6 protein-coding genes are annotated in these 6,744 nt (G+C 51.2%); 3 read left to right on the top strand and 3 right to left on the bottom strand.

Annotation, left to right across the window (positions count from 1 at the left end):
• Positions 1–3 precede the first annotated feature (3 nt).
• The gene (locus tag J1777_RS09075) at positions 4–831 is read right to left on the bottom strand and encodes a DUF932 domain-containing protein (RefSeq protein WP_207575408.1); all 828 of its coding nucleotides are present in this window, start codon (positions 829–831) and stop codon (positions 4–6) included.
• Positions 832–1,387: 556 nt separating this feature from the next.
• Between J1777_RS09075 and J1777_RS09080 the strand changes: the two genes are divergently transcribed.
• The 3 genes from J1777_RS09080 to gapS4b are packed head-to-tail and all read left to right on the top strand — an operon-like array spanning position 1,388 to position 4,483.
• Positions 1,388–2,431, top strand: coding sequence for a nucleoid-associated protein (locus J1777_RS09080; RefSeq protein ID WP_207575409.1), 1,044 nt, complete (start codon positions 1,388–1,390; stop codon positions 2,429–2,431).
• A complete protein-coding gene (gene gapS4a, locus J1777_RS09085) occupies positions 2,424–3,344 on the top strand; it encodes a GapS4a family protein (protein WP_207575410.1) in 921 nt (306 codons plus the stop codon). The genes J1777_RS09080 and gapS4a overlap by 8 nt, the downstream gene beginning before the upstream one ends.
• Before the next feature lie 2 nt (positions 3,345–3,346).
• Positions 3,347–4,483 (top strand): GapS4b family protein, encoded by a 1,137-nt coding sequence (gene gapS4b, locus J1777_RS09090; RefSeq protein ID WP_207575411.1) that lies wholly within the window; start codon positions 3,347–3,349, stop codon positions 4,481–4,483.
• Between the two features lie 239 nt (positions 4,484–4,722).
• On the opposite strand, the gene radC is transcribed toward gapS4b, so the two are convergent.
• Both radC and J1777_RS09100 read right to left on the bottom strand, forming a co-directional pair.
• Entirely contained in the window at positions 4,723–5,232 is a 510-nt protein-coding gene (gene radC, locus J1777_RS09095) for a RadC family protein (RefSeq protein ID WP_207575412.1), read from the bottom strand.
• A 334-nt stretch (positions 5,233–5,566) separates the two neighbouring features.
• Entirely contained in the window at positions 5,567–6,733 is a 1,167-nt protein-coding gene (locus tag J1777_RS09100; RefSeq protein WP_207575418.1) for a PDDEXK nuclease domain-containing protein, read from the bottom strand.
• Positions 6,734–6,744: the final 11 nt, after the last annotated feature.

Consider the following 6,744-nt stretch of genomic DNA (forward strand, 5'->3'; position numbering starts at 1 on the left):
GAATCAGGCTTTCAACTGGCGCAGGCCATCGGCCAGCAGCCACAGGGCGCGATTGAGGCGAATATCGGAATCAATGCCCTGCACCGGGCGGGTCTGCTGGCGGCGTCCGTTGGCGCTGCGCCCGTGCAAACCGCCTTTGGTCAGGTTCTCTTGGGTGCGGTTGAACACGCTCCACAAGTCCAGGCGGCAGTCATCGAACCGGCGCGGCATCAGGATTTGCGATTCGGTGATGGGTGCGGGCTTGTCCGGGTCGTCGTACTTGAGCGATAGCGCGGCGCGGGCGAACACTTCGGCCTCGCCTTCGTCCAGCGTGATGGCCTGCATGGATTCGCGGGATTCCAGCGCCGGGGCAAAACCGTGCAGCACCTGATAGGCACCTTCGATCACTTGTCCGGCCACGTCACCCTTATGCGGCACGCGCACATCGGCCACGGTATCGCCGCAAACAAGGCCATTGCTGCACACGAAACGGAACATGCCGGCCAGCATCTGGTAGCTGCTGGTGCCATCGTGCGAGTTCAGCAGGATGATTTCGTTGGCTTCGCCTCGGGCGTTGATCTGGCTGGCATGGCGCAGCCGGATCATGTGCTTGGTGTAGTCGCGCCGGTCTTCGTGGCGGGTGCGGGTCTGCGTCACCATGAAGGGCTGAAACCCTTCCTTGCGCAGTTCGGTCAGCACCGTGGCGGTGGGGATATAGGCGTAACGCTGGGAACGGCTTTCGTGGGGCGCTTCCGCAAAGATGGACGGAGCCACGCGGTGAATCTGGTCATCGGACAGCGGGGAGTCGCTGCGCAGTACCGGGGAACGGGAAGCGAAACGGGATGCAAGCATGGTCTTTCTCCTGACGAAAAGGGTTAGCTGTTCACACCGGATTCCTAGATTCGGAGCCCAGCCTTTCGGCTGTTCGGTGCGGTTGGCACGAGGAACCCGGTTGGCCCTATTGCCACCGTCTTTCCTGAGTTCATCGCCCGCGACGGTAAGGAGCCCACGGACGTGGGTCGTCAAGGAGAAAAGCGTCAGGGTTGGTGCGGCCCGCAGGCGCAGCCGAGGACACGGCCTGGCGCGCCTTGATGGCACGCGGCCACGGGCTACAGTCGCGAGCAAGGTGATGGAGTCAGGAGAGACGGCTGGGGCCGCCGCGATGTGCAGATCGCACGCAAGCGAAGCGCGCAGGCCCGAAGCTGGAAGCCGGGCCGTAGGCGTCAGGGATGTGGAAGGCTGGCGAATGCCAGTCCCGTCAGGGATGAGCGAATAGCGAACCTGGAGCAGCGCGGTCCGCGAAACGGAGACGCAAGGAAGTATTTCGCTTATTATCTATTTGTGTTAGGGAAACTTTCAAAATTGAAAGCGAGCACTTGGGAAATTCGGAGTAGCAAGCCGCGTCGCTATGAAACGATGGACGTTCCGGCTAAAGGGGAAATTGATGGAAATTGGCGAATCAGTTGTCAAGGCAGTCATACTGCATCAAGTTGGAAACCGCCTGCGGGAGGAGCCTTTGATTCTGGCGGAAAAATGCTTCGCCATCACAGAAAGCATTTCTCAAGTAATACTTGGCGGTTATTTCCGCGGAATTTTCAGCGAAAGAAACAAGTATGTGCTGAGTCATGAGAGTGACATGGCTTTAAATGATGTGGCGCATCACTCATCAAGCTTCTTTAGAGAAGAGATAACTTTCGAAGAATTATCTAAAAACTTGGCCAGTCACTTATATTCTTCGACCCACCACCCAAACGTTGCGTCTGGTGATCTCTTTGTTATTCTTTTTGACAACCTAAAGGTGGATGGAGAATGCCGCTCTGCAATTGGAATCTATAAATCGGAATCAAAGCAGCAATACTTGTCAGCGCATATAGATGGACAAACACAGAAACTCGAAGTCTCAATCGGAATAAATCCTGATTTGATTGATAAAGGAGTCTTAATTATTAGCGGCTCCGATGTTATTTATGCGATTGATCGACTTAGCAGTCGGACAAAATACTGGATTGATGATTTTCTGAAAGCAAAGCAAATTCCAGATGAAAGAGTCAAGTCGGCCGTAGCTACCGGACTGATAGAAAAAGTCCGTGAGAATATTGAAAGCCCTACTGCACGACAGGACTTTTATCGAGAAGTCATTGCCTTATGCAATAGTAAAGAAAAGGTTCTTGGCGAAGAAATCAGGGAAGTTTCAGAAAAATATGTGCATCCTGATTTATGGAGCAAAGAGCTTGACAGACTTGTTGAGCGCAAAGGGCTCGTTGATACAAGAGAAATCAGCATTTCCGCAAAAAAACTTCAGGCAAAGTTAAGTCGAATTTTTAATCGCATTAATATAGGCAACGACATTGGCTTGGTTATACCCGATGGTCTTATTTTTAGCGATGCAGTTTTTACGAACGATGGTGATTCAATACTAATAAACGTAACATTGGAGAGGAATAATGGGTGAGTCTTCAAAAACTTCCGGGGAGAATGGAGAGAAAATAACAGAAGAACTACTGAAATTGATCGGATGGGAGAATCTTCTGAAAGGCGTAAGTGTGCCTTGTGTCAATAAATCTCATAGCCGCGAAAAAACGCACGGAAATGATTTTATCTTCATCTATGACAATCCACTCCATGACAGCCGAACAGACGTAATTTACATCTCTTCTAAAAATGTTAAAAAAGGATATCCAAAAGGAGATCAAGGCGTCAGGACTGAATTCAAAAAACACTTATCCGAACTTGATGAAATTGTCTCATGTTCTAAAATAAGTTCTGAAGTTTCTCAGAAACTACAAACCTTCCAAGGTCGTCGCCAGAAAAAGCACGTGGGTCTTCTTGTCTGGCTGCATGGAGACAGTAAAAATCTAGATAGAGACATTAAGCCGGCCTTAAGCAACATTCAGCTTGACTTATCCTCTAACTCCCCCCTATATCTTTTGGATATGTCACGAGCCTCATTTATAAAAGAGGCAATTAGCCATTTCAGAGGAATCAAGCAAGGGAAAGAATATAATTTCTACTATCCAAAACTAGGAAACGTTATCGCCTCTGCAGACGAGCGATATGGTGACGTTCTGCCAATAGAACTTATAGCTTCAGATCTTATCCCTATCAGATTCATGCTAGGAGAGAAACCTTCTCTGTGCCTATATGTAAAACAAGCGTTTTCGGAAGAATCCCTGAAGAAAATTTGCAGCCTGGCTTTCGACTTCGCTGATGGGTGGGTTGAGGAAATTTTTATTGGCTTGGAAAGCTATCACCCGGCAGATGACAAACAAGAAAAAGATTCTGTCCTGATGGCTTATCAAGAGAGAAAGGCACGCATTAAAGTATTTTGCTACAAAGAATCCATTCTTGATCTTTTGGAGTGCTGATCATGAGCATCACGACCAAACAAGCCCCGGCCAAACAGTTTGATTATGAAAGGGCCATGCTGTGGGGGGATCGCTTAAGAGTGCTCCTCAATAGCGACCACATCAGCAATGGTGAAATAACAGAAACACTTAAGGAAAAAGGGATATTCATAGGTAGCACCAGCAAGTCAGACACGGTCCCACTTCTTAGCGCTTCTTTATTGACCCCCGCTGAGTTTAAGAGGCTTGTTGAAAAATCTTTTACAAGAGAATCAGGAAAAAAATATTCGTCTTGTAGTTTTAAGCTATCGTCTCCCACTGCTGACTGGCAAACAGAAATTCTTAATGGTTTCGAATCAGCAATTGAGGGGATTAAACTGGAAGATGATCGTGAGTTTGCATCCGAGCCATCTATCTCGATTGATCCCGAGGGAAATGTTAGGATTTCATATTCATTGCGAGTGTTGGATTTTAGTAAAGACTGGATAGAACAAGAAGTTGTTTATCCAGGTGAAGTCCTACTTAAACAGTCAGGTAGCGGCTTGGAGATCGAGGTCAACAGATTTAGAACATCCAAGGACACAAATAAGCTCAACGACGCAATTTCAGGGGCCATTGGCAAGTTCTACAAATCAAAAGGCACCATATTAGATGAAAAACCAGAATCCATTGCCTTTGATGACTTCACAAACAGCGAACGAATTCGATTCTTTCTTCAGTTGACAGCAGCAAATAGCCCAGAGTTTTCATTTAAGGAAATCGGTAATTTTGAGATTATTCGAGACCAGGAAGCTGGTGCTCTACCGAAAGAACAGAGAATTGAATGGATGGAAGGACATGTAAACAAAATACAAATTAAAGGAAGTGATCTCGGAAAGATATTTCTTCTTCACGAGCCAAACTACTATCAATATTACTATTTAATAAAGATGACGGCTACTTATGCGTTTAAATTTGGCGCAAATGCAGGCGACTGCGGTGTTGAGTTTTCTTTCTTTGGAAAGACGTCAAGAGATGACAACTATTCTGGCACGACGTTTGATTTTGGTATTGAAAGGCTTCCTAGGCTAGAAGAGGGAAGCAAAAACCAGGTGAGAAAATCAATCATCCAGAAAATTCAAGAAGCAAGAGATGCGGCTTTCAAGCATGTTAAATCTTGATTTTTTGATCTTAAATTTTCACCAACTCTCTTGATAGGCTACTGAAATACTGCTTTTGACCTGCAGGCACAGGTAATTACCTGTCTTCTTCAGCATTTCCGGAGCGGAATGTAACTGGAATAAAAACCACTGAGGCCGCCCCTTAGAGAGATCAACCAGTATTTCAGCAGCCTGTTGAGGTGAAATCACAAGCACTTCTGAAGAGTGCTCAAAATTAGAAATGGGCCGAAGCCCAAGGTTCACAAGAACCCATACTCTGCAAACGACGTCGAATGTGCCCCAGCCACAATGACGTGATCCAGTATGCGAACCTCCACCAGCCCCAGCGCTTCCTTGAGTCGCTGTGTCAGCACCTTGTCGGCACTGCTTGGATCAGGATTTCCGCTCGGATGGTTGTGCGAGATGATGACTGCTGCTGCATTAAGCCGCAGCGCCTCCTTGACCACTTCACGCGGATACACCGATGCACTGTCGATGGTGCCGTGAAACATCTCTCGGTACTCGATCAGCCGATGGCGCGTATCCAGAAACAGCACCGCAAAGACTTCATGCTCGAAACCTGCCAGCTTATTGCGCAGGTACTCTTTGACCAGCGCCGGCGAAGTGAACTCAGCACCACGCTGCATCTTCAGCTCGATGGCCTGGCGTGCCGCTTCAAGAATTTGATCCACCGATGCCGGCAGGTAGCGCCCTTGGGCATCACGCACCAGCAAAGCGTCATCGAACGAGGAAAAGGACAGTTGCGACATGATCGTGCTCCGGTTGCTCGGGCGGAATTGCCCGGAACCGTGGCCAGCACGGCGCAGCGCAAGCAGTCAGGGATCGAAGACGGTCGACAGGCCGCAAGCGTGCGAGCACGCGAAGTCATTGACGGCGAGAACGCCGTGATACGGTGAAGGGAACAGCAAGACCGCCTACACCCCACTCAGCCACACCCCCGCCGTTGGCAAGTGCGCAGCACGCGCAGGCCCGGATCAGCGATCCAGGCCGGAGGCGTCAGGGATCTGCGCCGAATGGCTGTGATTCGGTACGAAGCACGGGGCGCAGCCCGCGAGCCCGACGGCGGTACGCCGGGGCGCACAACTATGGCTTGTCGTCCTTGAGGGACAGCGTTCCGCGAGATTCGAGCAAACGCCGCGTGTTCTCCAGCTCTTTTTGCAGCAATTCAGCATCCGGCAGCACGGTGCGATAGTTCGCCGCCATCACCTTGGTCGGCAGACCATCCAGCGCATACCGCGCCAGGGCATGGCCCTTGTCGGCGCACAGGATCAGGCCAACTGGCGGGTTCTCGTCCGGGTAGGCCCAATGCTCCTTGGCATAGTTGCAGTACATATGCATCTGCCCCACATCGGCATGCGTCAGGCTGCCCAGCTTCAGGTCGATGATGACCAGGCAGCGCAGCTTCCGATGAAAGAACAGCAGATCTACCCGATACCAGGTCTGGTCGATACGCAAGCGCCGCTGCCGCCCGACAAAGGTAAAGCCTTCCCCCAGTTCCAGCAGGAAGTCCTCAAGACGCTGGATCAAGGCCGCTTCCAGATCGGATTCCGAATATTCGTCCTTGAGGTCGAGGAACTCCAGCACATACGGGTCTTTGATGGCGTCATTGGGCGTGACGGCATCCTCGGGTTTGGCCACCGCCCCCTTGACCAGCATCGCCGCCTTGTCTTTGGACAAGGCCGTGCGCTCGTAGAACTGACTTCCAATCTGCCGGTCGAGCTGGCGCACGCTCCAGCCGCCGCGCAGCGCCTCGGCCTCGTAGAACTGACGGGCATGGTCATCCTTGACCGACAGCAGCCGGACATAGGCCGACCACGGCAAGGTGAAGGCCTGGGCCAGTTCGGAGAGGTCGAATTTCCGAGACACTGTCTGGGATTTCTCGACAGGCGACTCATTTCCCAATTTCCCAGACACTGTCTGGGAAATCTCGGGCTGGGCGTATGCGAGGAAAAAACGCCGCATGCTCTCCAGGTTGTTGACACCGAATCCACGCCCGAATCGGGCCGTCAAGTCGGCGGACAGGCGCTCCATCAACTGCTCGCCGTAACCGGCCCGTCGCCTCCCTTTCTGCTCGGCTTCGACGATCCGGCGGCCAATCTCCCAATAGCTGGCCGTCATCAATGCATTGACACTGCGCGCCGCTGCCTGACGCGCAGCATCCAGCAGCTCGACGATGCCGCCGTGGATGCCGGCATAGCCAGCCGGTAAGGAGGCGGGCTTCCGCGTTGCCACAGGTGTCTTCCTTGTCATACTGTCACCTC

The organism is Comamonas denitrificans (assembly GCF_017368815.1).
GTDB classification, from domain to species: Bacteria; Pseudomonadota; Gammaproteobacteria; order Burkholderiales; family Burkholderiaceae_C; genus Comamonas; species Comamonas denitrificans.

What these genes read in the sequence shown, in the direction of transcription:
- radC (WP_207575412.1), bottom strand. Translation starts at nt 5,232, where the DNA reads ATGTCGCAACTGTCCTTTTCCTCGTTCGATGACGCTTTGCTGGTGCGT.
- J1777_RS09100 (WP_207575418.1), bottom strand. Translation starts at nt 6,733, where the DNA reads ATGACAAGGAAGACACCTGTGGCAACGCGGAAGCCCGCCTCCTTACCG.
- J1777_RS09080 (WP_207575409.1), top strand. Translation starts at nt 1,388, where the DNA reads ATGAAACGATGGACGTTCCGGCTAAAGGGGAAATTGATGGAAATTGGC.
- gapS4b (WP_207575411.1), top strand. Translation starts at nt 3,347, where the DNA reads ATGAGCATCACGACCAAACAAGCCCCGGCCAAACAGTTTGATTATGAA.
- J1777_RS09075 (WP_207575408.1), bottom strand. Translation starts at nt 831, where the DNA reads ATGCTTGCATCCCGTTTCGCTTCCCGTTCCCCGGTACTGCGCAGCGAC.
- gapS4a (WP_207575410.1), top strand. Translation starts at nt 2,424, where the DNA reads ATGGGTGAGTCTTCAAAAACTTCCGGGGAGAATGGAGAGAAAATAACA.